This window comes from Methylobacterium dankookense (assembly GCF_902141855.1).
Classification (GTDB): Bacteria; Pseudomonadota; Alphaproteobacteria; order Rhizobiales; family Beijerinckiaceae; genus Methylobacterium; species Methylobacterium dankookense.
This window is the reverse complement of sequence record NZ_CABFVH010000009.1, coordinates 20614-42509: the sequence shown is the minus strand read 5'-3', so window position 1 is coordinate 42509 and position 21896 is coordinate 20614. Positions and strand designations below refer to the sequence as shown.

Here is a 21896-nt window from a genome sequence, read left to right as displayed (position 1 = left end):
GTCAGCGAAGGCGGCGCTTTCGGCGCCTGCTTCGGTTGCATTGGGCGGAGCCTTCGGCCATTGCCACCCCGTCCCGCCGCGCGCGCGGCCCTAGACCGTCCGTCGAGGGTCGCCCCTTCATGTCCGGCCCGGCCCTGAAGGGGCCGGATCCGCCGGGAAACGCGAACGACCACGCCATGAGAAAGGCCATATGAGCGCATTCGACTACAGGAACTTCGACGACCGCCGTCAGAACTCCGCCAACGCCAAGGCCGCTCTCTTGGCAAAGTTCAAGGCCCGTCCCCCCTCCGACGACCCGGAGGTGATCGCGAAGGCCAAGGCCCGCGCCGAGATCTCCCGTGCCCGTGACGAGCGCACCCGCGAGCGCGAGGCTGCCCGCGTCGCCGCGGAACTGAAGGCCGCGACGGAGAAGCGCGAGCGCGAGGAGGCGGAGCTCGCCGCCCAGATCGCCCGCGAGCAGGCCGAGCTGCAGGCCACGCAGGAGCGCAAGGCCGCCGAGCTCAACGCCAAGAAGGAGGCGCGCGACGCGCGCTACGCCGCCCGCAAGGCCAAGGCCAAGGTGAAGCGCTGACGCGCTGACCCGAGCGCCGCCGGGCGAGATCCGGCGGCCTCGACGGTCCTCGACGACGCCGCCCGCTCCCCCGAGCGGGCGGCGTCGTCGCGTTCAGGCCCTCCGTTGCCGGCGGCCGGGCCCGGCCCATCTCCGGGGTTCCCATCTCCAAGAGCGGAGGAGACGTCCATGCGTCCACGCAGCCGCGCCGGCCGGATCCTCGGATCCCTGCCCGCATCCCTGTCCGGCTTCCTGCTGACGGCCGCCCCGGCGCTGCCCGCGCGGGCCCTCGAACAGGAGCAGGTCGCGGCCTGCGACAGCCTCGTGGCCCTGCGCCAGCTCGCGGCCTCCGTGCACGAGGACCGGGCGCGGGCCGCCGCGCAGGCCTCCGCCCAGGCGGGCTGCCGGCTGGTGCCGCGCGAGGCGATCGGCACCGTCGAGCGCCGAGCCATGGTCGGCGGCGCGCCCTACGAGTGCCTCGCCGTGTCGTCGGGCGGCTGCCTCTGGGTGCTGCCCTAGAAGCGGCTCCGGTCAGGAAGCCGTCAGGGACGCAGGTGCATTTCCGGGGCGCATGCGCCTAAACAGGCCCCGCAAGCGTTCCTGCCCGACCATCCGAGGATCCCGGCCCGCCGTGCGCATCGACGACACCACCCGCCCCGCCCCGTCCGATGCCGACGCGCCGGATCTCGCGCACGACCTCGCCCCCGCGATGCCGCCGGAGGCGCCGCTGCCGATGCCGGTGCAGGACCTCGCGCGCTTCGACCGGGGCACCGTGCGCCGGCCGCTGCGGCGCCGCCGGCCCCCCGTCGCCGCCCGCCTCTTCGTCTTCGGGGGCGCGCTCGCCCTCACCGCCTATGGCGGCTGGCAGATGTACGAGACGGTCTCGGTGTCGGGCAGCCCGACCCTGCTCCAGCTCGTCCTCGTCGCGCTCTTCGTGCTGACCTTCTCGTGGATCGCCCTGGCCTTCACCAGCGCCGTGCTCGGCTTCCTCGTGCTGCTGCGCCGCCCCGCGCTGCCGGCGGCGCCGGAGCGGCTCTCGGCCCGCACCGCGATCCTGATGCCCGTCTACAACGAGGCGACCGCGCGCACCTTCGCCGGGATCGAGGCGATGCACGAGGCCGTCGCGGAGACGGGCCTCGGCGCGCAGTTCGACTGGTTCGTGCTCTCCGATTCGACGCAAGGGGATGCCTGGATCGCCGAGGAGCGCGCCTTCCTGGCGCTGCGGGAAAGGCTCGGGCCCGGGGCGCGGCTCTATTACCGACACCGGCCGAAGAACCACCACCGCAAGGCCGGCAACATCGCCGACTTCGTCACCCGCTGGGGCGGGGCCTACGACCACATGCTGGTCCTCGACGCCGACAGCCTGCTCTCCGGCGACTGCGTGGTGCGGCTCGCCGCGGCGATGGAGGCGGACCCGGATGCCGGCATCATCCAGTCGCTGCCGCTCATCATCAACCGCAACACGCTCTTCGCCCGGGTCCAGCAATTCGCCGCGCGGATCTACGGGCCGGTCATCGCCACGGGCCTGAGCCACTGGTCGGGCCGCGACGGCAATTACTGGGGCCACAACGCGATCATCCGGACGCGCGCCTTCGCGCAATCCTGCGGCCTGCCCGACCTGCCCGGCCGCCCGCCCTTCGGCGGCCACGTGCTCAGCCACGACTTCGTGGAGGCGGCCCTGATCCGGCGCGCCGGCTGGGACGTCACCATGCTGCCGACCCTGCCCGGCTCCTACGAGGAGAGCCCGCCCTCGCTGATCGACGTCGCCGTGCGCGACCGGCGCTGGGCGCAGGGCAACCTCCAGCACAGCCGCATCATCGGCGCGGCCGGCCTGCACTTCGCCTCGCGCCAGCATTTCGCGACCGGCATCGCCGGCTACCTCGCCTCGCCGTTCTGGCTGCTCCAGCTCGTGGTCGGCATCGCGCTCGCCCTGCAGACGGCCTATGTGAAGCCCGAATATTTCGCGCAGGGGCTCGCCCTCTACCCCGTCTTCCCGCGCTTCGACCCCGTGCGCGCCCTGCAGCTCTTCGGGCTGACCATGGGCATCCTGCTCGCCCCGAAAGGCCTCGGCCTGATCCTCGCGCTCCTCGATGCGGGCGTGCGCCGGGCCTGCGGCGGAGCCGGACGGCTCGTGGCCTCCTGCCTCCTCGAGATCCTGCTCTCGGCTCTGCTGGCGCCGGTCGCCATGGTGATCCAGTCGGGCTCGGTCGCCGGCATCCTGCTCGGGCGCGACACCGGCTGGAACCCGCAGCGGCGCGACGACGGCTCGATCCCCTGGCGCGCCATCGTCGCCCGCCACCGCTGGCACACCCTGCTCGGCCTCGTCTCCGGGATCGCGGCCTTCGCGATCGCCACCTCGCTCTTCCTCTGGATGTCGCCGACGATCCTCGGCCTCGTCCTCGCGATCCCGATCTCCTGGGCGAGCGGCCAGCTCGGCTTCGGCCTCGCCCTCAAGAGCCGCGGCCTGCTGACGACGCCGGAGGAGCGCGACCCGCCCGCGATCGCGCTCCGCGCCGGGGCGCTCGCCGCCCGCAACGCGGAAGCCGGCCTCGACGAGGCCGATTCCCTGCGGGCGCTCCACGCCGATGCGGGCCTCGCCGCGGCCCATGCCCGGATGCTGCCGCCGGCCGCCCCCCGCCCGCGCGGGCGGATCGACCCCGACCACACGCTGGCCCAGGCCAAGGTGGTGGAGGCGGAGACGCTGGACGAGGTCGCCGCCTGGCTCGGCCCGAAGGAGCGCATGGCGCTGCTGCACGACCGCGCCCTGCTCGACCGGCTCGCGCGGCTCGGCCCGGGCGAGCCGGCGCGGGCCTGAGGATTTTCGCTCAGGTTGGTGGCCGGATCGGCTCTAGGGCCGTGCGAAGGCGACGACGTTCGACGCGGCGTGGGGCCTGACAAAGGCCACCCCGACCGTGTCGTTGCCGCGCCAGACGATCCGGGCGCGCCGCGTCTCGCGGTGCAGGTCGATCGCGAGGTCGATCGCCTCGGGCAGCATCACGCCGTCGCTGAACGCGAACCGGGCGCCGTCCTCGGAGAGGTCGCGCACGAGGCAGGTCAGCCTCTGCATGCCGTGGTTGAAGGTGACGGCCCCGCCCAGATAGGTGCGCCGCCGTTGCTGCCGTCGTCGCTCGTTCATGTCCCCCTCCGTGGCCGGCGGGATAATCTCAGGTCCCAATGCGCCTGGGAAGGAATTCGCACACGGGTCCGTGATTCATCGGATATCAACCTTAACGAGGCGGAGCGGGCGCGGGCCGGGGCGCAAGGTGGGATGCCGGCCGTGCAGGAAAATGCCCGCGCTGATTGAACGGAGTGCCCGGACGCGGGTTTCGTCCGGACTGAAGCCATTCGGAGAGATTGCAATGATGCGTTCCGTCGCCCTGGCCGCCTGCCTCGTCCTGCCCCTCACCGGCGCCGCCCTGGCGCAGGGCGGCGGCCCGGTGAATCCCGGCTCGGGCCCGTCTGCGGGCGGTACTGTCGCCACCGACACCCCGGCGAGCCGCGGGCCCGCGACGACCGCGCCGGGCGCGGGTGCCGCCACGGCCCCGGGCGCCACCACCGGCACCGTCGCGCCCGGCGCGCGCGGCAACGGCGCCGGCCCCTCGGCGGGCGGCACGGTCGACAAGAACACGCCCGCGAGCCGCTGAGGGCACAAGAACCCGCGCGGGGGCGGCCGAGGCCCCCGCGCATCCGGGGCCGTTCTTTCGGCACCCGGACGCGAAAGGGCCGGTCTCCCCTGCGGGAGGCCGGCCCTTCTTGTCTGGTCCGAGGCCGCGGCGCGTCGGGCGCGCCGCGATCGGTGGGATCAGGCCGCGGCCGCGGCCGCGCCGGTCGGAACCTCGGAGATCGTCTTCAGGACTTGGCTGGCGATCTGGTAGGGGTCGCCCATGGAGTTCGGGCGGCGATCCTCGAGATAGCCCTTGTAGCCGTTGTTGACGAAGGAGTGCGGCACGCGGATCGAGGCGCCGCGGTCGGCCACGCCGTAGGAGAACTTGTTCCAGGGCGCCGTCTCGTGCTTGCCGGTCAGGCGCTTGTCGTTGTCCGGGCCGTAGACGGCGATGTGGTCGTCGAGGTTCTTCGCGAAGGCGGCCATCAGCGCCTCGAAATAGGCCTTGCCGCCGGTCTCGCGCATGTAGGCGGTCGAGAAGTTGCAGTGCATGCCCGAGCCGTTCCAGTCGGTGTCGCCGAGCGGCTTGCAATGGTACTCGATGTCGATCTCGTAGGTCTCGCACAGGCGCTGCATCAGGTAGCGCGCCATCCACATCTCGTCGGCGGCCCGCTTGGAGCCCTTGCCGAAGATCTGGAACTCCCACTGGCCCTTCGCCACCTCGGCGTTGATGCCCTCGTGGTTGATGCCGGCGGCGAGGCACAGGTCGAGATGCTCCTCGACGATCTGGCGGGCGACCGAGCCGACGTTCGAATAGCCGACGCCGGTGTAGTACGGGCCCTGCGGGGCCGGGTAGCCGCTCTCGGGGAAGCCGAGCGGGCGGCCGTTCTGGTAGAAGAAGTACTCCTGCTCGAAGCCGAACCAGGCGCCCTCGTCGTCGAGGATGGTGGCGCGCTTGTTCGACGCGTGGGGCGTGACGCCGTCCGGCATCATCACCTCGCAGAGCACCAGCACGCCGTTGGTGCGGGCCGGGTCGGGGAAGTGGCGGATGGGCTTGAGCATGCAGTCGGACGAGCCGCCCTCGGCCTGCTTGGTCGAGGAGCCGTCGAAGCCCCACATCGGAAGCTGCTCGAGGGTCGGGAACTCGGAGAATTCCTTGATCTGCGTCTTGCCGCGGAGGTTCGGGACGGGGGTGTAGCCGTCCAGCCAGATGTATTCGAGCTTGTACTTCGTCATCGCGCTTCTCTCGTCAAACCCTGACAGACAGTCCTGCGTGTGTCGGACCCCGCCCACCATCGACGGCTGTGCGCCCCCTAGCACGGGCCGTGCCATCCGCCCCATCCGGCTGTGGACGGCGCCCGGCCGGGCCGCCTCGTTCGTGGAACCGGCCGGGTTCCGGCGGCTTGTATCGCCCCGCCACGGGCATGCTCTGCCTGGGGGCGGGTTAACGCACACTTTCTGAGCAGTGCCGGCGCGAGGCCGAAAACGCACATCGAAAAGGCAGCGGGTTTTGGATTCGTGGGCGATCACGCATCACCCGGTTTCGCAAGATATATGATGCGCAAATTGTCGGCAAAACGTGATTTTAGGGGTGCAGATCGCGCAAACTATAGGCATCTTCCTTCCGACAGCGCTGTCGACGCGTTGAGACCGTATCGCTGACAGGGAGCGTCGAGCCTCATGAACACGGATTTCCACCGCACCTCCGCGAAGATCTACCAGTTCCCGGTGGGCGGCCGCGCCGGCCAGACCCAGCGCGAAGCCGCGGCCCAGCCGGCGCCGCGCAGCTGCGCGATCGGGAGCGGCTGGTACCACGAGGCCGCGATCCAGGAAGAGGCCGAGCGCAACCGCACCCCGCGGCGCTGATCGGGCCGGTGGCGGGAGCCGCTCCCCGCCCCGCAAGGGGGAGGAGTGGCCCGCTCGCGACCGGAAACGGCCTCACACCCCGAAGATCGACCAGCCCATGCGCCGGGTGAGCGCCTCCAGCGCGATGCGGCCGAGATGGGAATTGCCCGCCGCGTCGAGGCCGGGCGACCAGACCGCGATCGAGGCCTTGCCGGGGGCGACCGCCAGGATGCCGCCCCCGACCCCGCTCTTGCCGGGCAGGCCGACCCGGTAGGCGAACTCGCCCGAGCCGTCGTAATGGCCGCAGGTGAGCATGATCGCGTTGATGCGCCGCGCCCGCTCGGCCGAGACCACCGAGAGGCCCGTGGCCGGGTTCACCCCCGAATGCGCGAGGAAGCGGCCGGCCGCCGCGAGCTGGCGGCAGGACATGGCGATGGCGCAGTGGTGGAAGTAGACGCCGAGCGTGTACACCACCGGATTGTCGAGCACGCCGTAGGACTTCATGTAGTTGGCGAGCGCCGCGTTGCGGAAGCCCGTGCGCTGCTCGGAGGCCGCCACCGCCTCGTCGATGACGATGGCGGAATCCTGGGCCAGGAACTGCAGGAAGCGCAGGATCTCGCCGAGCGCCTCCCGCGGCTGGTGGCCCGAGAGGATCACGTCGGTGACCGCGATGGCGCCGGCATTGATGAAGGGGTTGCGCGGGATGCCGCGCTCGCGCTCGAGCTGCACGATCGAGTTGAAGGGGCTGCCCGAGGGCTCGCGCCCGACCCGCCGCCAGAGCCGGTCGCCGACCATGCCGAGCGCCAGCGTCAGGGTGAAGACCTTCGAGATGCTCTGGATCGAGAAGGGCGTGTCGGCATCGCCCCCGGCGGCGACGCGGCCGTCCGCGTCGATCACCACGAGGCCGAACTGGCGCGCATCGACCTGGGCGAGCTCGGGAATGTAGTCGGCCACCTTGCCGCGGTCGGTCCGCGCGCGCATCTCCTCGGCGATCTCGCGTACGGCCTGTTCGAGCTCGGCGGCGGTGTGGCTCATGCGCGGGTCTCGTCCTGGGCAAGGGGCTCGCCAAGCGGCTCGCCAAGCGGCTCGCCAAGGGGCTCATGAAGCGCCGCCGCTACGCCGCGGAAGATGCGGTCGGCGGCGAAGGGCGTGGCGTGCGGGCGGTAGCCGGTGGCGTCGCGGATGGCGTTGGCGAGCGCCGCCGCCACCGGGTTGAACGGGCTCTCGCTCATCGACTTGGCGCCGAGCGGGCCGATCCGGTCGTGGGTGTCGGCGAACAGGACCTGCGTGCGGGGCACGTCCGCGCAGGCCGGCAGGTGATAGGTCCGGAAGCTGCGGGTGACGACCTCCGGCCCGTCGAGCCGCACCGCTTCGTAGAGCGCGGCGCCGATCCCCTGCGCCACCCCGCCCTCGATCTGGCCGCGGCACTGCATCGGGTTGATCACCCGGCCCGCATCCGCCGCGTGGAGGCTGTCGAGGATGCGGACCGCGCCCGTCGCCGCCTGCACGGCGACGCGGAACGCCTGGACGTTGAAGGCGATGGAGCGCGGGCTGCCGTCGGCCCGGCCCTCCGCCGCAAGCCCGGCGAAGTCGGAGAGCGCGATCCGCTCGCCCGACGGCAGGGCGACGCCCTCGGAATCCAGGCGGCAGGCGGTGGGATCGGCACCGCGCCGCCCCGCCGCCTCCGCGCGCAGCGCCTCGGCCAGGGCGAGGGCGGCGCGGTGGCTCGCCAGCCCGCCGACCACCGTGCCGGTGCTGCCATAGGCGCCGGTATCGAAGCCGACCACGTCGGTATCGGCGGCGACGAGCCGGATCCGCTCCGGCGCGGTGCCGAGCGCCGAGGCCGCGAGCTGCGCGTGCACGGTTGCCGTGCCGTTGCCGAACTCGGCGGTGCCCACATGGAGCGTGTAGCTGCCGTCCGCCTCCAGGCGGATGCGCGCCTCGGCGAGATGCCCGCGGGGCGGGATCGTGTCGATCATCGCCAGCGCCATCCCCTGCCCCACCCGCCAGCCGGGCTCGGGCACGACGGGCGGCAGCGCCTTCAGGGCTCCCTCGGCGCGGTCGAGGCACTGGTCGAGGCCGTAGCTGCCGTATTCCACGTCGTGCGGCTCCAGGCTCGTCGAGACCATGGGGTCGCCGGGGCGGATCGCGTTGCGCCGCCGCATGGTGAACGGGTCGATGCCGAGCCGGCGCGCCAGCTCGTCCATGGCCGATTCCACCGCGAAGATGGTCTGGCTGAGCCCGTAGCCGCGGAAGGCCCCGGCCGGCACGGTGTTGGTGTAGGCGCTGTAGCCGTCGACGCGCTTGTTCGGACACCGATAGACCGCGATCACCTCGTTGCAGCCGTGGTGGAGCACGCCGCCGGCATGGTTGCCGTAGGCGCCGGTCTCCGCCACCACGTGGAGGGCGATGGCGGTCAGCGTGCCGTCGGCCTTGGCGCCGAGCCGCACGCGCACCCGCATCGGGTGGCGGGTGGTCGTCGCGACGAACTGCTCCTCGCGGGTCGTCTCCCAGACCACGGGGCGCCCGAGCTTCAGCACGGCAAGCGCCACGAGATCCTCGGTCAGCATTTCCTGCTTGCCGCCGAAGCCGCCGCCGACCCGGCCGCAGACCACGCGCACCTGTGCGCGCGGGAGATCGTAGAGGGCGCAGAGGGCGTCGCGGGTCAGGAACGGCACCTGCGTCGAGGAGCGGATGACGAGGCGGCCGGCCTCGTCGATCAGGCCTAAGGCCGCATGGGTCTCGAGATGGCCGTGCTGCACGCGCTGCGAGACGTAGGTGCCCTCGTGGATCGCATGGGCTTGCGCGAAGCCCGCCTCCACGTCGCCGACCAGGCCGTGCGCCTCGGCGGCGAGGTTCGGGTGGCTGTGGCGGGGGGCTGCGTCGGCGCCCGCACGCGGGGGCGGCCGGTCGGCGGGGTCGTGGACGAGGGGGGCGTCGGGGCGGAGCGCCGCCTCCGGGTCGAGCACGGCGGGACGGATCGCGTAGTCGACCACGATGCGGGCGAGCGCCGCCTCGGCCGCGGCCTCGCTCTCGGCCACCACCGCGGCGACGCGCTGGCCCCGGAAGCGGATGACCGGGTCGAGCACGCGGGTATCGGCGGCGTCGTCCCGCGGGTCGTGGTGGCGGCCGGTGGAGAACAGGGCGTCCGGCGCGTCCGCATGGGTGAGCACCGCGACGACGCCCGGCAGCGCAAGGGCTTCGGCGGCGTCGATGCGCCGGATGCGGGCCGCGGCGTGGGGCGCGCGCAGCACCTTCATGTGGAGGAGCCCCGGCACCGCCTTGTCGAGGGTGTAGGCGGCCCGGCCCGAGACGATGGCAGGCCCCGCCGGCGCCGGGACGCTGCACCCGACGGGATCGCCCGGCCCGGCCTCCGCGCGGGCGATGCCGTCGATCGCGTCGCGGATGGAACCGTAGCCGGTGCAGCGGCAGAGATTGCCTTTGAGCGCGTCGCCGAGATCCGCCCGCCGGCCCTGGTCGAGGGCGGCCGCCGTCATCACCAGGCCCGGCGTGCAGAAGCCGCACTGGAAGGCTTGCGCGGCGAGGAAGGCCGCCTGCACGGGGTGGAAGCTCTCCGGCACCTCGGCGCCCGGGGCGCAGGGGCCGGCGAGTCCCTCGATCGTGGTGACGCTGCGCCCCGCCGCCCGGAAGGCCGGGGTGATGCAGGCATGGACCGGCTCGCCGTCGAGATGGACGGTGCAGGCGCCGCAATCGCCCGCGTCGCAGCCCTTCTTGACCCCGAACCAGCCGAGATCGCGCAGCGCGGTGCGCAGGCACTGGCCGGGGCGGGCGGGAACCGCCTGCGCCTGCCCGTTGACGGTGAGGCGCATCAGACGCCCTCCCCCGAAGAATCTCGCCCCGAAGAATCGCGCCCCGAAGAATCTCGCCCCGGCCGATCCGGCCCCGTGAGTTCCCGCCGGATCTCCTCGGCCAGGATCCCCGTGACGTGGCGGCGCCAGTCCGGTGCCCCGTGCACGTCGTCGTCCCAGAGCCCGTCCGGGACCGCCGCCAGGGCGCCCGCCAGCGCCTCCGCCTCCGGCACGGCGGGGAAGCGCCATTGCAGCGGGCGGCGCGTGGCGGCGGTGACGGTCAGCGCCCAGCCCCCGGCCCCGCTGGTGCCGATCAGCAGCGCGCCGGAGCGCCCTTCGGGGCTCAAGGCGATCCGCCGGAAGGCGGCGCGGCGGCCGAGCGCGGCGGCGGGCAGGTCGATCCGGCGCAGCACCTCGCCGGGTGCGAGCGCCGTCTCGCCCGGCCCGCGCACGAGGTCGAGGACGGGCAAGCGCCGCTCGCCCCCGTCCGGGGTCCAGATCAGGCAGGCCGCGTCGAGGGCAGCGGCCAGCGCGATCATCGGCCCGGCGGGGAGCGCGAGGCAGAGATTGCCGCCGACGGTCGCGGCGTTGCGTACCTTGAACGAGCCGAGCAGGGCCCGGCAGCACGGCCCGACCAGGGCTGCGGCGGCCGTCCATTCGGGCGGCAGGTCGAGCCGCTCCAGGGCGGCGATGGTGCAGGTGGCGGCGATCTCCAGCCCGTCCGGCCCGACCGCGTGGGGCGGCCAGCCGAGGGCGGCGAGGTCGACGAGGCGGGCGAGATGCGGCTGCGGCTCCGAGAACAGCCAGGTCCCGCCCGCCAGCCAGGCATCGCCCGCCCGCCAGGCGGGCAGGTCGGCGCGGGCGGCGGGGGCGAGCACGGCCTCGATCGTGTTCAGGTCCATCGCGGCCGCCCTCGCAAGACTCCGTCCACCCGGCGGTATCGCGGATCCGGTGGCCGGCTCAAGGGCGGCGTTCTCTCCTCGGGAGAGGGCGGCGGCTCAGGATAAGGCGCTTGTCCCCTCCTCCTTGCGGGGAGGTGGTCGGGGTGGGGGTGGTTCAGGAGGCACCGCGACGTCCGATCCTGCACCACCCCCACCTCCGGCTCCTCCCCATCCAGATCGGGCCTGCCCGATCTGGACAGACAAGGGCAGATCTCGGGCAAGCCCCGAGATCTGTGGGGAGGAGAGGCCCCTTCCGGACCAGCGCGATCGCTCTGAAAAATTTTTGTTCCTGACAGCCCTCTCCCGATCGGAAGAGGCGGAGCCGAACCTCACTCCCGGCCCACCGTCATCAGCAGGCGCTCGGTCTTGGCGTCCTCGATGCGGTTGACCATGCGGCGGGACTCGTGGACGTCGCGCACCGTCTTGGTCAGGGTCACGCAGGACTGGACCAGCATCACCGCGCCCATGGCGAAATAGCCCTTGAGCCAGATGTCGACCGGCATGAACACGATGCCGAGCGCCACCATCGCGATGGAGCCGATGAACGAGGCGTAGGTGAAGCTCACCCAGCCGGAGGAATGCTGCGCGGCGTTGTCCTGGGTCATGATCGTTGCTCCTGAAACTGTGCCTGAATGCGTGGGACGGATCGTCGGGGTTCGTCTCGTGGCGCCCCGGCATCGTCGCCGGGGTTCGTCTCGTGGCGCCCCGGCATCGTCGCCGGGGTTCGTCTCGTGGTGCCCCGGCATCGTCGCCGGGGTTCGTCTCGTGGTGCCCCGGCCGTCGCCGGGGCCTGGGGCAGGCCGCGCGGGGCGCGGCGTCAGACGGTCTCGGGCTGCTGCGCGGCCCGGCGCAGGCGCTCCAGCACGGCGCCGCCGGTCTGTTTCGGGCCGGGGCCGAAGCCCTCCTTCTCTAGGCGCTCGCTCAGGGAGCGGCCGGGATCGGCCTCGGCGAGGGCCGCCTCCGTGTCGGCGGCCTCGGCCTGCAACTCGCGCAGGCGGGCGAGGGTCGCCTCGGCCTCGCGCAGGGTGGCGGCGTCCTGCCGGGCCTGGCCGGCGCCGAGGCGGCGCACCGCCTCGTTCGCCGCGGCGACCCGCCGGCCCCGCTCCAGCTCGGCCTGGCGCCGGGTGGCGTCGGCGACGCTCTCGCGGATCCGGGCGATCTCCGCCGAGAAGCGCGCCCGGGCGGCCCGGATCGCGTCGCGCTCGGCCTCCAGGTCGGCGATGGCGGTGGCCGCCTCCGCGGCGAGGTCCTCGCGCCCCGCCCGGAGCGCGGCCACCGCCTGCGTCTCCAGGGTCGCGGCGCGGGCCTCGACCTCCTCGAGGCGCCGCGCCTCGCCGCGGTCCCCCGCCACCGCGATGGCCAGCGCCCGGCGGCTGCGCTCCAGCCCAGCCCGGGTCTCGCGGATCTGCTGGTCGAGGATCAGCAGGGCGTTACGGTCGAAGATCTCCTCCGCGGCGCGGGCCGCGTGGCCTCTCAACAGGGTCTCGAACAGCTTGAACATGGCCTTCGTCCACTCCATGAACGTCGTTCACAAAGCGGAAGCTCGCATGGTCATGAACAACGTTCAAGTGCGATTTTGCACGACGTGCAAAGAAAGGAGCCTCGCATGAGCGCCGACGAGCGCCGCCGCGCCCTGCGCGACACCCTGGTCGCCGAGGCCGAGCGGATGATCGCGGCGGGCGGCCTGCCCGGCCTGCGCGCGCGGGAATTGGCCCAGGCGGCCGGCTGCGCGGTCGGGGCGATCTACACGGCATTCCCCGATCTCGACGGCGTGGTGCTGGCGGTGAACCTGCGCACCCTCAACCTGTTCGAGGCGGCGCTCGGGCCGCCCGCGGGGCGGATCGCCGATGCGGGGGCCGCCGCCGACGAGCTGGTGCGGCTCGGCCAGGCCTATCTCGACTTCGCCCGCGCCCACCCGCTGCGCTGGGACGCCCTGTTCCGCCACCGCGCCCCCTCGGGGCAGCGCGCGCCGGACTGGTACGTGGCCGAGCAGGCGCGCCTGTTCGCCCGCATCGAGCAGCCGCTCGCGGTGCTGCGCCCCGAACTCGCCGAGACGGAATGCCGGCTGCTCGCCCGCAGCCTGTTCTCGGCGACGCACGGCATCGTCGCCCTCGGGCTCGACCCGCAGCGCCTCGCCCTGCCGGCCGCCGTGATCCGGGACCAGATCGAGATCCTCGTCCGCGCGATGGCCGCCGGCCTGCGGCGGCCGTGACGAGGCTCGGGACGACACGGGAGACACACCGAAACCCTTTGCTGCGCCGCATTAATCCTCGTTTCACGATAATATGAAACGAAGTGTTCGGCGTAGTCCAGAGGCGGAACTAGAGATGAATCTCAGCCTGAAACGGTGCCTGGCAGGTATCTTCGTTGTAATGCTCGTGTTGTCACTCGCACAGGGCGGCGCGTCATTGTTGAAGATCGAGGCCATCGGCAGCAGGACTGCGTCGCTTCTCGACAATGCCGTGCCCTCGATGAATGAAGCCCACGCGATCAACACGCTCGTGACCCGCACGCGCCTGTGGCAGTTCCGCTTCATGACCGACGAGACCGCGGCCGCGCGGACCGAGAGCACCGGCAAGGTCGTGGAGCTGATGCGCGAGCGGGCCGCCAAGGTGGAGGCCTACCGGACGCTGGTCAGCTCGGGCGAGGAGCAGCGGATCTACGACGACCTCCAGGCCAAGCTGCAGGTGCTGAGGCAGGATTGGGAGACGCTGCACGGCTTCCCCCTGGAGCGCCACGGCGAGGCGATGGACTTCTTCCGCGGCCCGATGAACGCGCACTACCTCGCGGTGGCCGCGGCGGCGCGCGCGCTGGTGGACGTCAACCTCGCCGCCAGCAAGACGGCCGATGCCGAGATCCGCGCGGCGCAGGGCGCGGCCACGCACACGACGCTGGCCATGCTCGCCCTCACCTTCCTGACCGCGCTCGGCGCCCTCGCCTTCTCCTTCCTCGGCGTCTCGCGCCCGATCGAGCGGATGACGGCATCCATGCGCGGCCTCGCCGCGGGCGACACCGCCTCGGACATCCCCTTCGCCGGCCGCCGCGACGAGATCGGCGCGATGTCGGGCGCGGTGCAGGTGTTCCGCGAGAACCTGATCCGCACGCGCCAGCTCGAGGCGGATACGGCGCTCGCCCGCGCCTCCGCCGAGGAGCAGCGCAAGGCCGGCATGCGCCAGATGGCCGACGGCTTCGAGGGCGCGGTCGGCGGCATCGTCGCGCGGGTCTCGGCCGCGGCGGCCGAGCTGCAGGCGACGGCCCAGACCATGACGGCCACCGCCGGCGAGACCGCCGGCCGCTCCACCAGCGTCGCGGCTGCGGCGGACCAGGCCGCCACCAACGTCAACACGGTGGCCGCGGCGGCCGAGGAGCTCGGCACCTCCGTCTCCGAGATCGGCCGGCAGGTGGACGGCTCGGCCGAGCTGGCCCGGGCCGCCGTCGGCGAGGCGAGCCAGACCGCCGACCTCGTGCAGGACCTCGCCCAGGCCGCCGGCCGCATCGGCGACGTGGTGGCGCTGATCTCGCAGATCGCCGGGCAGACCAACCTGCTCGCGCTCAACGCCACCATCGAGGCGGCGCGTGCCGGCGAGGCCGGGCGCGGCTTCGCCGTCGTCGCGGCGGAGGTGAAGGAGCTCGCCAACCAGACCGCCAAGGCCACCGAGGAGATCGGCCGCCAGATCGGCCAGATCCAGGGCTCGACCGATCAGGCCGTCTCGGCCATCGGCGGCATCGCCGGCCGCATCCGCGAGATCAGCGGCGTCGCCACCTCGATCGCCGCGGCGGTGGAGGAGCAGGGCGCGGCGACGCAGGAGATCGTCCGCAACGTCGCCCAGGCCGCCACCGGCGCGGGCGAGGTCACGGCCAACGTCACCGCCCTGTCCGGCGCGGCCGAGGAGACCGGCGCGGCCGCCTCCCAGGTCCTCGCCTCGGCCTCGGAGCTGTCGCGCCAGTCCGAGCATCTCAACGCCGAGGTCGCCCGCTTCCTCGCAGGCGTGCGCGCGGCGTGATCCCCTTCTGATGTGACGGCTTCGGAGTGTGGCACCCCCCTCTCCCCGACCGATCTCGGGCCTGTCCGAGATCGGCAACGTGGAACCGAAGTCGGGCGGGCCCGACTTCGGGCGGAGAGAGGGGATCCGCGGCACCGCCCCGACCGGCTTGAAGCCGGCTCAGGCGAAGAAGACCAGCGTCAGCAGCCCGAACAGCGGCAGCAGGATGCAGCCGGACCAGAGCATGTAGCCGAAGAAGCTCGGCATGCGGATGCCGGCTTCCTCGCAGATCGCCTTGACCATGAAGTTCGGGGCGTTGCCGATATAGGAGTTGGCGCCCATGAACACCGCCCCCGCCGAGATCGCGGTGAGGGTGCGGGCGAGCGGCCCCATCAGGGTCGCCGGGTCGCCGCCCGCGAGGTCGAAGAAGATCAGGTAGGTCGGCGCGTTGTCGAGGACGCTCGACAGGAGGCCCGTCAGCCAGAAATAGGCGGCGTCGATCGGCGCGCCGTCGGGGCGCGTCACCAGGGCGAGGAGCCCGGAGAGCGCGCCCGCATGCCCCGCGCGCAGGATCGCCAGCGCCGGCACGATGGTGACGAAGATGCCGGCGAACAGGATCGCCACCTCGCGGATGGGCGCCCAGGTGAAGGCGTTCTCCAGGCGGATGCCGGGGGCCGTGGTGCGGTACGAGGCGAGGCCGAGGCCGAGCAGGACCGCGTCGCGCAGGAGGCTCTGGAGCGGCACCGTCACGCCGAGCCCGACCGGCACCGCGATGCCCGGCCGCCACAGCCCGCTGACGAGCACCGCCGCGACGATGCCGGCGAGGTAGAGCCCGTTCTGCAGGCCCTCGATCCGGATCCGGCGGGGCGCCCCCGTCGCCGAGAGCGCCTCCAGGCGCCAGTGCCAGCGGTCGATCGCGTAGAACAGGGCGAGGAGGAGCGCGAGCGCGAGCGCCATCGGCGCGGCGAGCGCCCGCGCGGTCCAGAGGAAGTCGACGCCCCGCAGGAAGCCGAGGAAGAGCGGCGGGTCGCCGAGCGGCGTGAGCGAGCCGCCGATATTGGCGACCAGGAAGATGAAGAACACGAAGACGTGGGCGTTGCGGGCCCGGCCCGCATTCGCCCGGATCAGCGGGCGGATCAGCAGCATCGCCGCCCCGGTGGTGCCGAGCAGGCTCGCGGCCAGGCTGCCGAGCCCGAGGATCGCCGTGTTGGTGCCGGGCGTGCCGACGAGGTCGCCGGTGATGCGGATGCCGCCGGCCACCACGAAGAGCGCGAAGACCAGGATGATGAAGGGCAGGTATTCGAGGACGGCGGTGTGCCAGACCTCGGCGGCGGTGACGCCCGCCCCGAAGCGCAGGGCGCAGGGGACGAGGAAGGCCGCCGCCCAGAGGCCGGCGACGCGGCCGAAGCGGTGCTCCCAGAAGCGCGGGGCGACGAGCGGCAGCAGCGCGATCGACAGGAGCAGGCCGGCGAAGGGCAGGGTCCAGGCGAGGCCGAGCGCCGTTCCGTCGAGATGGGGCAAGGTCGGATCCTGTATCGCGGCTTCGTGAGTGGCCGTGATTGGCCCGATCCGGACCCGGGCGGCAAGGGGAGGCGGGCTTCCCCTTGCGCTCAATCCTCCTCGGGCGGGTCCTCGAACGCGGCCCCTTCGGTGTCCGGCGCGATGCGGAAGCGGTACTCGTCGATGGCGAGGAAGGCCCGGTGCACCGCCTGCGGGTCGAGCCCGTCGCGCACCACGATGGTCTGGAAGTCGATGAACAGGCGGGCGATGCGCGCCTCCTCGGAGAGCGCCTGCAGCGCCGAGGAGCTCGCCCCCGCCCGCATCATGAAGCGCTTGGCGGCGTCCGCGCCGTCGGGGGCGGGCAGCACCGCGATCTGGCCCGCCGTCTCGGGGCGCAGCTCCGCCCAGCGGACCGGGGTCCAGGCGATGATGGCCTCGATCTGCTTCATGGGAGCTTCCGCGGGGGTGATGCCGAGCGGCCGGGCCTACAGGCTCCGGGAGCGATCGTCGAGACGGGCCCGTTAAGCCCAGACCCTTGCACCCCGGGCGCGGCGGTGCTCCCCTGCCCCGCGCGCCGTCCCGTCCCGGAGCCCGATGGACCAGCCGACCCCGCCCGCGACCGCCCGGACCCACCGCCACGGCGCCGAGATCACCCCGCGCGGCCTCGTGCTCGGCGCCCTGATCACCGTCCTGTTCATGGCGGCCAACGTCTATCTCGGCCTGAAGACGGGGATGACCTTCTCCTCCTCGATCCCCGCCGCCATGCTCGCCATGGGCGCCCTGCGGCTCGTCGGCGGCTCCGGCATCCTCGAGAACAACATCGTGCAGACGCAGGCCTCCGCCGCGGGCACACTCTGCAACGTCATCCTGGTCCTGCCGGGCCTCGTCCTCGTCGGGCACTGGCACGGCTTCCCGTTCTGGCAGACCGCGGGGATCACCCTGGTCGGCGGGCTGCTCGGCGTCGCCTTCTCGATCCCGCTGCGCCGCGCCCTGGTGATAGGGGCGGGCCTGCCCTATCCCGAGGGCGTGGCCGCGGCCGAGGTCCTGCGGGCCGGGGAGGGCGCCGGGCGCGATGCGGGGCGCGGGCTCGCCGTGCTGCTCGCGGGCCTCGCCGGCGGCGGGCTCGTCGGCTTCCTCACCGCCGGCCTGCGGGTGCTGGCCGAGGGCGTGCGCACCGCCGTGAGCCTCGGCCCGGCGGTGTTCGGCCTCGGCACCGGCTTCTCGCTGGCGCTGGTCGGCATCGGCTACCTCGTCGGGATCGGGGCCTGCCTCGCCATCCTCACCGGCGTGGTGCTCGCCTGGGGCATCGCCGTGCCGGCGCTCACGGCGCTCGGCGCGCATGCGGACCTCGCCCCGGCCGAGGCCGCCCAGGCGGTCTGGGCGGGGCAGGTGCGCCTGATCGGGGCCGGCATCATGGCGGCGGGGGCGGCCTGGACGGTCGGCACGCTGGCGCGGCCGATCCTCGCGGGGCTCCGCGCCGGGCTCAGGGCGGCCCGCGCCTCCGGCCGCGACCTGCCCCGGCAGGAGCGCGACCTGCCGCTGCCCCTCGTCGCCGGCGGCGCCCTGGCGCTGACCCTGCCGCTCGCCTGGCTCGTGCACGACTTCGCGGGCGGCGGCGTGCTGCTCGTCGCGGTCGCCGTGTCCTTCGTGATGCTGTTCGGCTTCCTGATGGCGGCGGCCTGCGGCTACCTCGCGGGGCTGCTCGGCTCCTCCACCAGCCCGATCTCGGGGATCGGCATCATCACCGCCATGGCCGCCGCCCTGCTCCTGCCCCTGGTCCTCGGGCCGGCGGCGGGGCCGGAGGGGACGCGCTTCGTGGTCGCCGCCGCGCTCCTCGTCGCCGCGGTGATCGTGACCACCGCCTCCATCGCCAACGACAACCTGCAGGACCTGAAGACCGGCCAGCTCGTCGACGCCACGCCCTGGCGCCAGCAGGCCGTGCTGATCCTCGGCGTCGCGGTCGGCTCCGCCGTGATCGCGCCGCTGATGGCGCTGCTCTACGAGGCCTACGGCTTCGTCGGCGCCCTGCCCCGGCCCGGCATGGTGCCCGAGGACGCCATGGCCGTGCCGCAGGCCGCGCTGGTCACGCAGATCGCCGACGGCATCGTGCGCGGCACCCTGCCCTGGGGCATGGTGCTGGCCGGGCTCGGCCTCGGCTCCGTCCTCGTCGCGGTCGAGGCCGCCCTGCGCCGCCGGGGGGTGAGCTTCCCGGCGCTCACCGTCGGCATCGGCATGTACCTGCCGCTCAGCGTCGAGGTGACGATCGCGGCGGGCGGCCTCCTCGGCTGGGCGGCCGACCGGCGCCTCGCCCGGGCCGGGGCCGCGCCGGAGGCGGTCGAGGCCGCGCGGCGGCGGGGCGTGCTGCTCGCCTCGGGCCTCCTCGTCGGCGAGAGCGGCATCGGCGTGGTGTTCGCCGGCGCCGACACCCTGGCCGGCCGCTCCGGCTCGCTGGCGCTGGACGGATTCGCGAGGGCGCCCGCCCTCGCCCTCGGCCTCGCGGTGTTCGCGGCCGGCCTCCTCCTGTTCTACCGCCTCGCCTCGCGCCCGCCGGGCTGATCAGAGCGCTCTTAGAGCCGCGCCCGATCGCGCTGCGACGGGGCACGGCTCTAAACCCTTGTTTTGACGCGCTCTCTTGCACCGGACCGGCATCCACTTCGGCGGAGAGCGCTCTTCAGCCGAAGTAGGCACCGGTTCGGCGCAGGAGCGCGTCAAAGCAAGAGCTCCGGGCCGCCATCACGCAGGATCGTGCATGGCGACGCGCAAATTCGTGACTATTTCGTCAACGGCATGCGACAGACGCATGGATCATGCGCTCCCGCGCGGATTGTTGCGATGCAGCATCGGGCGCATCTTCGGGGCAACCGATCCTGCAACGCACCATCCGGAGCCCGCCATGAGCGTCCTCGGCCTCGCCCTTCCCCGCCTCTCCGCCGCCCCCACGGGCGAGCCCGGCCTCTTCGCCCGCATGATGCAGGCGTGGTGCGACCACGGCCGCCGCATGCTGGAATTCGGCCTCGAGCCGTTCTGATACCGCGTCCGGCACCGAAAGCGGCACGGATCGACGAGGCCCGGCACGGCGTGCCGGGCCTTCTCGTTTCAGGGCCGAAGACTGATATAGGCGTCCGGATCGGATGCAGATCCGCCTGTAGGCGCAGGCGAAAGCTTGGCCTGTGCAACATCCGGAAACATTAAATCCCGTTCATGATGAAACGGCCGCGTGCGTCCGGCCGTTCCAGGGGCCTCATCCGAATGAGGAGGGAACCCCATGCGACTGACATTGGCGGGCGCGGCCGTCCTGGCCCTCGGCGCGCTCACGGCGACCATGGGCAGCGCCGAGGCGCGGGACGGCTGCGGCCCGGGCTTCCACCGCGGCTTCTACGGCTGGTGCCGTCCGAACGCCGTCTACCGCCCGATCGCCTATCGCCCGGCCTATTGGGGCTACCGCCGCGTCGGCTGGTACGGGCCGCGCTGGCATCACCGCTGGGGCTGGCGCCACCATGCCTGGCACCGTCCGTGGGGCTGGGGCGGCTACCGGCATGTCGGCTGGCGCCACCACGGCTGGCACGGCGGCTGGGGCCATCACGGCTGGCACCACCGCTGGTGATCCGGCACGGCGCCCGGGGCATCCGGGTGTCGAGAGGGATCATCCCTTTCGCGGGTCCAGGGCGGAGCCCGGGTCATCGAAGATCGGGGCGCTGCCCCGATACCCCGCCGAGGGGATGATCCCCTCGGGACCCCGGATCAGGCGTCCCGTGCGGCGATGAGGCGGGCGCGCAGGGTGCGCGTCCGGCCCGAGAGCGTCAGCTCCTGCAGGTCCTCCGCGGGAAGCTGCGCGGCCCGGTAGACCGCCTCGGAGACGATCGCCACCTGCCCCATCGGGCCGGTCAGGCCCTCCAGCCGCGCCGCGACGTTGACGGTGTCGCCCAGCGCGGTGAAGCGCGCGTCGAGGGCGTCGCCCATCGCGCCGACGATGGCCGTGCCGGCATGCAGGCCGATGCCGTAGCGCAGGCGCTCGCCGAGATCGTGGGCGAGCACCCCGTTGAGCCGCTCCACCGCCGCGCCGATCGCCTCGACCGCCCGGAGCGCGTCGCGGGCCGCCGCCTTCGGGGCCGTCCCGGGATCGGGAGGCGCGGGGTCGGCACCTTTGGGCCCGAGCCCGAACAGGGCCATCAGCCCGTCGCCGAGCTGCTGGTTCACGCTGCCCCCCGAATCCCGCACCGCCTGCCCCACCGCGCTGAGGAAGCGGTTGATCACGAAGACCGTGTCGTAGGGCAGCCTTTCCTCCGCGAGCTGGGTCGAGCCGCGCAGGTCCACGAACATCACCGCGACGAAACGCTCCTCCCCCGTCTCGGCCCGCTCCGCGGCCGGGCCGTGCTGGGCGTGCGGAGTGAACAGGGGCGCCACGGTGAGGTCGCGCTCGGGCCGGAGCTGGCAGGCGAGACGGATGCCGGGGCTCGCGCCGATCCGCTCCAGCACCGCGCGCTCGGCCCGCCCGGGCGCGGGCAGGCTGCAGCCATGCTCGCCGTCGGCGATCCGGACCCGGCAGGTCGAGCAGCGCCCGCGGCCGCCGCAGACGCTGGCATGCGGGATCCGCCCGCGCCGGCTCGCCTCCAGCACGCTCGCCCCGCGCGGCACCCGCACGGTGCGCCCGCTCGGATAGGTGACGCGCACGAAGCCGCCGCGGGTCTCGGCCCGGGTGCGCAGGCCGCGCGCGGCGAGGACCAGGGCGAGCGCCCCGGCATAGCCCCACAGCATCCCGTCGCGCCAGGCGAGCAGGCGGACGGCCTGATCGGGCCGCCCCATATGGCGGGCTTTCAGCGCCGAGGCGCGCCAGGCCGGGTCGGCGTCGAGCGCCCGGACGCTGCGCGCGCCCTGCACCGTGCCGAGGACGGCGAGGGTCGGCACCAGCACCGCCACACCGAGCAGCCAGGGCGCGGCACGCCCGTAGCCGGGCTTCAGGCGCAGCCAGTAATGCAGGCCGAGGCAGCCGTGCAGCCAGGCCGCGGCGAGCCCCGCCACCTGCAGGGCCCCGTGCCAGGGCGCGGCGACCCAGGCGGCGTAGAGCACCTGCGCGTAGCCGCGATCGAGCCCCTCCAGGCCCCAGGCGAGGCGCGTGCCGACGACATGCGTGACGAGGAGCGGGGGAATCGCGAGCCCGAGGGCGAGCTGCGCGACCTCGGCCGGCACGATCCGGAAGAAGCGCCGCTCGTAGAGGGCATGCAGGCCGAGGGCGAGATGGGTCAGCAGCGCCCCGTAGAGGAGGACGAGGGCCGGCGGATTGCGCCAGAGCGCCGCCTTCACCGCGAGCCCCGCCTCCATCGCGCCGAGGGAGGCGTTGCCCAGCGCGTGGACGAGGAGGTGGGTGAGCACGTAGGCGCAGAGCACGAGGCCGGAGCCGAGCCGGACCTGCCGCAGCGTGAGCCCGGACGACCGGGGCAGGGCGAGGCGCCCGTCCGCCGGGCCTCCCGCCTCCGCCGCCTGGATCCCGTCCCGCCGCATCGCGCCTCGCCCCTCCCCTCGCGCGCCCGAACGCAGAGGTCTCCGACCTGTGGCATGCCGGCTCCCGAACGGCAAAGCGGCCGGTCCGCGAAAAAATCGCGCGGCCGAAAAATGTGCTGCCCCTCATGTCACGCCGCGCCCTGCACCCTCGTCATGCCTTTCGGA

General features: G+C 73.3%; 20 protein-coding genes. 10 read left to right on the top strand and 10 right to left on the bottom strand.

What is annotated here, in order from left to right:
• Positions 1-190: 190 nt before the first annotated feature.
• From MTDSW087_RS09810 to mdoH, 3 genes are all read left to right on the top strand, one after another.
• Positions 191-571: a DUF6481 family protein gene (locus MTDSW087_RS09810; RefSeq protein ID WP_144763258.1), complete on the top strand. Its 381-nt coding sequence runs from the start codon at positions 191-193 to the stop codon at positions 569-571.
• Between the two features lie 168 nt (positions 572-739).
• Positions 740-1069, top strand: coding sequence for a hypothetical protein (locus MTDSW087_RS09805; protein ID WP_144763256.1), 330 nt, complete (start codon positions 740-742; stop codon positions 1067-1069).
• A 112-nt stretch (positions 1070-1181) separates the two neighbouring features.
• The gene (mdoH, locus tag MTDSW087_RS09800; protein ID WP_280525261.1) at positions 1182-3365 is read left to right on the top strand and encodes a glucans biosynthesis glucosyltransferase MdoH; all 2184 of its coding nucleotides are present in this window, start codon (positions 1182-1184) and stop codon (positions 3363-3365) included.
• Positions 3366-3398: 33 nt separating this feature from the next.
• Here mdoH and MTDSW087_RS09795 read toward each other — a convergent pair whose 3' ends face one another.
• Positions 3399-3686, bottom strand: coding sequence for a PilZ domain-containing protein (locus MTDSW087_RS09795; protein ID WP_144763254.1), 288 nt, complete (start codon positions 3684-3686; stop codon positions 3399-3401).
• A 223-nt stretch (positions 3687-3909) separates the two neighbouring features.
• On the opposite strand from MTDSW087_RS09795, the gene MTDSW087_RS09790 reads away from it, so the two are divergent.
• Positions 3910-4194, top strand: a complete 285-nt coding sequence (locus MTDSW087_RS09790) for a hypothetical protein (protein ID WP_144763252.1) — start codon at positions 3910-3912, stop codon at positions 4192-4194.
• A 158-nt stretch (positions 4195-4352) separates the two neighbouring features.
• Here MTDSW087_RS09790 and MTDSW087_RS09785 read toward each other — a convergent pair whose 3' ends face one another.
• Entirely contained in the window at positions 4353-5390 is a 1038-nt protein-coding gene (locus MTDSW087_RS09785; RefSeq protein WP_144763250.1) for a glutamine synthetase beta-grasp domain-containing protein, read from the bottom strand.
• Positions 5391-5834: 444 nt separating this feature from the next.
• Here MTDSW087_RS09785 and MTDSW087_RS09780 point away from each other — a divergent pair, with 444 nt between their 5' ends.
• The gene (locus tag MTDSW087_RS09780; protein ID WP_144763248.1) at positions 5835-6020 is read left to right on the top strand and encodes a DUF2735 domain-containing protein; all 186 of its coding nucleotides are present in this window, start codon (positions 5835-5837) and stop codon (positions 6018-6020) included.
• Positions 6021-6092: 72 nt separating this feature from the next.
• On the opposite strand, the gene MTDSW087_RS09775 is transcribed toward MTDSW087_RS09780, so the two are convergent.
• The 5 genes from MTDSW087_RS09775 to MTDSW087_RS09755 all read right to left on the bottom strand — a co-directional run bounded on the left by MTDSW087_RS09775 (position 6093) and on the right by MTDSW087_RS09755 (position 12250).
• The gene (locus MTDSW087_RS09775) at positions 6093-7034 is read right to left on the bottom strand and encodes a glutaminase (RefSeq protein ID WP_144763247.1); all 942 of its coding nucleotides are present in this window, start codon (positions 7032-7034) and stop codon (positions 6093-6095) included.
• Positions 7031-9829 (bottom strand): molybdopterin-dependent oxidoreductase, encoded by a 2799-nt coding sequence (locus MTDSW087_RS09770; RefSeq protein ID WP_144763245.1) that lies wholly within the window; start codon positions 9827-9829, stop codon positions 7031-7033. The genes MTDSW087_RS09775 and MTDSW087_RS09770 overlap by 4 nt, the downstream gene beginning before the upstream one ends.
• Complete coding sequence (locus MTDSW087_RS09765) at positions 9829-10710, bottom strand: FAD binding domain-containing protein (protein WP_144763243.1); 882 nt, start codon at positions 10708-10710, stop codon at positions 9829-9831. Before MTDSW087_RS09765 ends, MTDSW087_RS09770 begins: the two co-directional genes overlap by 1 nt.
• A gap of 368 nt (positions 10711-11078) precedes the next feature.
• On the bottom strand, positions 11079-11354 hold the full coding sequence (locus MTDSW087_RS09760; RefSeq protein WP_142585454.1) for a YiaA/YiaB family inner membrane protein: 276 nt from the start codon (positions 11352-11354) through the stop codon (positions 11079-11081).
• Between the two features lie 212 nt (positions 11355-11566).
• Complete coding sequence (locus MTDSW087_RS09755; RefSeq protein WP_144763436.1) at positions 11567-12250, bottom strand: PspA/IM30 family protein; 684 nt, start codon at positions 12248-12250, stop codon at positions 11567-11569.
• A gap of 105 nt (positions 12251-12355) precedes the next feature.
• On the opposite strand from MTDSW087_RS09755, the gene MTDSW087_RS09750 reads away from it, so the two are divergent.
• Both MTDSW087_RS09750 and MTDSW087_RS09745 read left to right on the top strand, forming a co-directional pair.
• Positions 12356-12961, top strand: a complete 606-nt coding sequence (locus tag MTDSW087_RS09750; protein ID WP_144763241.1) for a TetR/AcrR family transcriptional regulator — start codon at positions 12356-12358, stop codon at positions 12959-12961.
• 115 nt (positions 12962-13076) lie between these two features.
• Complete coding sequence (locus tag MTDSW087_RS09745; protein ID WP_144763239.1) at positions 13077-14753, top strand: methyl-accepting chemotaxis protein; 1677 nt, start codon at positions 13077-13079, stop codon at positions 14751-14753.
• 159 nt (positions 14754-14912) lie between these two features.
• Here MTDSW087_RS09745 and MTDSW087_RS09740 read toward each other — a convergent pair whose 3' ends face one another.
• Entirely contained in the window at positions 14913-16253 is a 1341-nt protein-coding gene (locus MTDSW087_RS09740; RefSeq protein ID WP_144763237.1) for a sodium:proton antiporter, read from the bottom strand.
• 89 nt (positions 16254-16342) lie between these two features.
• Positions 16343-16681 (bottom strand): hypothetical protein, encoded by a 339-nt coding sequence (locus tag MTDSW087_RS09735; protein WP_144763235.1) that lies wholly within the window; start codon positions 16679-16681, stop codon positions 16343-16345.
• A gap of 145 nt (positions 16682-16826) precedes the next feature.
• On the opposite strand from MTDSW087_RS09735, the gene MTDSW087_RS09730 reads away from it, so the two are divergent.
• From MTDSW087_RS09730 to MTDSW087_RS09725, 3 genes are all read left to right on the top strand, one after another.
• Positions 16827-18788, top strand: a complete 1962-nt coding sequence (locus tag MTDSW087_RS09730; protein ID WP_144763233.1) for an OPT family oligopeptide transporter — start codon at positions 16827-16829, stop codon at positions 18786-18788.
• A 337-nt stretch (positions 18789-19125) separates the two neighbouring features.
• Positions 19126-19260 carry a hypothetical protein gene (locus MTDSW087_RS31210; protein WP_280525260.1) on the top strand — a complete coding sequence of 45 codons (135 nt, stop codon included), beginning with the start codon at positions 19126-19128 and terminating at the stop codon, positions 19258-19260.
• Positions 19261-19497: 237 nt separating this feature from the next.
• Positions 19498-19836 (top strand): GCG_CRPN prefix-to-repeats domain-containing protein, encoded by a 339-nt coding sequence (locus MTDSW087_RS09725; protein ID WP_144763231.1) that lies wholly within the window; start codon positions 19498-19500, stop codon positions 19834-19836.
• Positions 19837-19973: 137 nt separating this feature from the next.
• On the opposite strand, the gene MTDSW087_RS09720 is transcribed toward MTDSW087_RS09725, so the two are convergent.
• Entirely contained in the window at positions 19974-21731 is a 1758-nt protein-coding gene (locus tag MTDSW087_RS09720; protein ID WP_144763229.1) for an adenylate/guanylate cyclase domain-containing protein, read from the bottom strand.
• Positions 21732-21896: the final 165 nt, after the last annotated feature.

Bases quoted from the DNA above. Each gene is read 5' to 3' on its own strand.
- MTDSW087_RS09810 (WP_144763258.1), top strand. From the start codon at position 191: ATGAGCGCATTCGACTACAGGAACTTCGACGACCGCCGTCAGAACTCC.
- MTDSW087_RS09805 (WP_144763256.1), top strand. From the start codon at position 740: ATGCGTCCACGCAGCCGCGCCGGCCGGATCCTCGGATCCCTGCCCGCA.
- MTDSW087_RS09795 (WP_144763254.1), bottom strand. From the start codon at position 3,686: ATGAACGAGCGACGACGGCAGCAACGGCGGCGCACCTATCTGGGCGGG.
- MTDSW087_RS09790 (WP_144763252.1), top strand. From the start codon at position 3,910: ATGATGCGTTCCGTCGCCCTGGCCGCCTGCCTCGTCCTGCCCCTCACC.
- MTDSW087_RS09785 (WP_144763250.1), bottom strand. From the start codon at position 5,390: ATGACGAAGTACAAGCTCGAATACATCTGGCTGGACGGCTACACCCCC.
- MTDSW087_RS09780 (WP_144763248.1), top strand. From the start codon at position 5,835: ATGAACACGGATTTCCACCGCACCTCCGCGAAGATCTACCAGTTCCCG.
- MTDSW087_RS09775 (WP_144763247.1), bottom strand. From the start codon at position 7,034: ATGAGCCACACCGCCGCCGAGCTCGAACAGGCCGTACGCGAGATCGCC.
- MTDSW087_RS09770 (WP_144763245.1), bottom strand. From the start codon at position 9,829: ATGCGCCTCACCGTCAACGGGCAGGCGCAGGCGGTTCCCGCCCGCCCC.
- MTDSW087_RS09765 (WP_144763243.1), bottom strand. From the start codon at position 10,710: ATGGACCTGAACACGATCGAGGCCGTGCTCGCCCCCGCCGCCCGCGCC.
- MTDSW087_RS09760 (WP_142585454.1), bottom strand. From the start codon at position 11,354: ATGACCCAGGACAACGCCGCGCAGCATTCCTCCGGCTGGGTGAGCTTC.
- MTDSW087_RS09755 (WP_144763436.1), bottom strand. From the start codon at position 12,250: ATGTTCAAGCTGTTCGAGACCCTGTTGAGAGGCCACGCGGCCCGCGCC.
- MTDSW087_RS09750 (WP_144763241.1), top strand. From the start codon at position 12,356: ATGAGCGCCGACGAGCGCCGCCGCGCCCTGCGCGACACCCTGGTCGCC.
- MTDSW087_RS09745 (WP_144763239.1), top strand. From the start codon at position 13,077: ATGAATCTCAGCCTGAAACGGTGCCTGGCAGGTATCTTCGTTGTAATG.
- MTDSW087_RS09735 (WP_144763235.1), bottom strand. From the start codon at position 16,681: ATGAAGCAGATCGAGGCCATCATCGCCTGGACCCCGGTCCGCTGGGCG.
- MTDSW087_RS09730 (WP_144763233.1), top strand. From the start codon at position 16,827: ATGGACCAGCCGACCCCGCCCGCGACCGCCCGGACCCACCGCCACGGC.
- MTDSW087_RS31210 (WP_280525260.1), top strand. From the start codon at position 19,126: ATGAGCGTCCTCGGCCTCGCCCTTCCCCGCCTCTCCGCCGCCCCCACG.
- MTDSW087_RS09725 (WP_144763231.1), top strand. From the start codon at position 19,498: ATGCGACTGACATTGGCGGGCGCGGCCGTCCTGGCCCTCGGCGCGCTC.
- MTDSW087_RS09720 (WP_144763229.1), bottom strand. From the start codon at position 21,731: ATGCGGCGGGACGGGATCCAGGCGGCGGAGGCGGGAGGCCCGGCGGAC.